This is a genomic window from Roseiarcus sp. (assembly GCF_049514155.1).
Lineage (GTDB): Bacteria > Pseudomonadota > Alphaproteobacteria > Rhizobiales > Beijerinckiaceae > Roseiarcus.
In genome coordinates, this window is sequence record NZ_JBEKVH010000278.1 from 1 (window position 1) to 2836 (window position 2836).

The 2836-nt window shown below is 61.4% G+C and carries 2 protein-coding genes; both read right to left on the reverse strand.

Annotated features, from left to right (window positions below; genetic code table 11):
- Nucleotides 1-1334 (reverse strand): NfeD family protein (locus ABSF49_RS21390; protein WP_424114650.1); only part of this gene is annotated, 1334 nt, incomplete at its 3' end.
- Nucleotides 1331-2836 (reverse strand): tetratricopeptide repeat protein (locus tag ABSF49_RS21395; RefSeq protein ID WP_424114651.1); only part of this gene is annotated, 1506 nt, incomplete at its 5' end. The genes ABSF49_RS21395 and ABSF49_RS21390, both read right to left, overlap by 4 nt.

Here is a 2836-nt window from a genome sequence, read left to right on the forward strand (position 1 = left end):
GCCGCCACGGGATCGACTCTTAGCGTAAGTCCATCGATCTGGCGCACGACGATTTGTTCTCCGGCGGGAACTGGGACGGTAGAGACGGCGTCCCAAAGCTCGCCGTGGACGAAAACTTTTCCGGCAGGCGCGAGCAGGCTTTGCGCAACTCCGATTTCGCCGATCAAGCCTTGTTTGCCGGTGACAATCTTGTTGCGGCGAGCGCGCACGGCGATGCTCATCAGGAAAGCCGTGATGATTCCTAGCGGAATGCTGACGGCAAGCGCGGTCACGAGGTGAACGCGCATTTCCGGGATGGGCGCATCGACCAGAAAGAGGCCGCCCAGCGTCAACAGGACAATCCCTCCCGTGGTGAGCACACCGTGGCTCGCGAATTTGGCTTCGGCGGCGAAGAGGGCGAAGGCTCCGATGATCATGGCAATGGCCGCGAAGCGCACCGGCAGCAGGTTCAAGGCAAACGCCGCCAGAAGAATAAAGACCACGCCGACGGTTCCGGGAATGACCGCGCCGGGATGATTGAATTCGGCGTAGAGGGCGAGCGCACCGATGGCCAGCAGAATGAAGGCGACGTTCGGGTCCATGATGTAGGAGAGGATGCGCTCCTTGAGCGTCATGCGGTAGTCGCGCAGGGGTTCGTTTTCGAGGTTGAGGGTGACGGTTGTGCCGTCGAATCGCTTGAAGCTCTTGCCGGTGAGTTGATGAAATAGATCTCGCTCGTTTGGAGCAATGTATTCGATCAGCTTTTTGTCGAGCGCCTCTTGCTCGGTAAAGGATTTGGACTCGCGCACGGCGCTCTCGGCCAGTTCGACGTTGCGTCCGCGCTTGGCGACGACGGAACGCATCAGGGCCGCGGCGTCGTTCTCCATTTTCATTTTCATGACGTCATCCATTTTTTCGCCGCCGAGGATGACGGGATGGGCCGCGCCAGTATTGGTTCCCGGAGCCATGGCCGCGACGTCGGCCGACTCGAGAATGAAGAAGCCGGCCGATGCGGCGCGGCTGCCGCTGGGCGTCACATAAATAATGACGGGGATCGGCGAGGCGACGATCTTCTCGATAATTTCGCGGGTGGAATCGACTAGCCCTCCGGGAGTGTTGATCTCGATCACAACCGCCTGATCGTGATTGGCAGCGGCCACGGCGAGCGCGCGGCCAATGTACTCGGCGGTGACGGGCTGAATAGCGTCGTCGAGCGTGATGCGCAGGACGTCGGCGGAGCAGGGCGCCACCAGAAATACAGTGGCAACAATGGCGAAGCAAAAACGCGCTGTCAGGCTATTTCTGAGAGCTGAGAGCCGAGAGCTGAGAGCTGATTTTGTTTTTATGAGACTCATGGCGGTGACAGCGGCTGCGCTTTCTCCGCGAGCTTGGCTGCGAGGGTGCGTTTCAGGTCTTGACCGGCGGAATTGCCGGGCTCCAGCTGCAGCGCCCGGTTGATGTTCTGGGCGGCGGCTTCCATTCTATTTTCTCTCAGATCGAGGCGGGCAAGAATCAAGTAGGCATCCGCCGACTCGCGAATGCGGAGAGCAGCCTCGGCTTCGGCGCGGGCTTCGTGGGCATCGCCGCGAGCGTCGTAATCTTCGGCGAGCGCGGTGAGCGGCGCGGCGCTCGAGGGATCGACCGCAGCGGCGTGACGAAATTCGGTTTCGGCTTCGGAGGTGAATCCGTGGGCCATGAGTTCTTTGCCGAGTTCGAGGTGATAACGCGCATGGGTGCGGGGATCGGATCGCGCAAACTGCTGCTCCGCCCAGCTTTCCATTTGCATGGTCATCTGGCGGAAGGCGGTTTCCTCGTAGTTACGCTTGATGCGCTCGGCCGGAGTTTTCGAGGTAACACTGCTCGGAACAACGGTTCCCGGCGAAGGCGACAGGGAGTCAAGCAACACGGTCGCCTCGGCGTCATTCGGGCGATGGTCGAGGGTTGCATGCAGTTCGCGGGCCGCGCCCGCACGGTCGCCGGTTCGCATAAGGGCGACGGCGAGGTTGAAGTGATAGTCGGCATCGCTCGGGTCGTCCTGAATGGCGCGCTCGAAATAGTCGGTAATCGTCTTGGAGTTGTGGCCGCGCCGGGCGGCGACCACTCCCAGATTGTTGTAGACCTCGGCGAGCGGCAAGCGCGTGGCGACGAACTCAAAGGCGCTTTCGGATTTCGCGAAGTCTCCGTGAGCGTAGGCGGCGAGACCAAGATAGAAATTGGCTTCGCGTGCTACCGGCGAAGACTGCGGGACATGGCCGAGCGCGGCAATCGCCGGTTCGTACGCGCGCTGCGCGTAGTAGGTCTTGCCCAGTTCGAGCCAAGCCTTGGCATAATCCGGACTCAGGCGAACGGCTTCGCGATAATACTGCAGTTTTTCTTCGGCAGTCGTCGCGAGCATGCCGCGCACGTAGTTTTCCAAGGCGTCGAGACGGATGGCGGAAACACTCGCGATGTATCTGTCCTTGGGCACGGAGAAGTCGGTGCGGATCGAGCGCAGCAAGTCCCACGCCAGCGCAGACTGCAGGGTGCCGAAATCGGCGAGGGGCGCGGATTCGGTTACGGGGGGCAAGAGTTTCTGAGAGCGCATGTCGAGCAATTGCGCGGTAGCAGTCAGGCGGGTGCCGTCGTACCGATACGAACCGAGGACGGCGTAATCGACATCCATCTGCTCGGCGATGCGGTAGAGGGTGGCGCGCGAAGCGTGAACGCCCGCGGGAACGCCCTGGCGATCGTAAGCTCGCAGGCGCTCGTCACGGCTGGCTACGTACAGGACCGGCGAATTGAGTTGCTCGTTGAATGTCTCGGGGAAGGATTCACCGAGCCACTCGAGGCCTGGCGTCGGGGAAGTATTTTCGAAGGG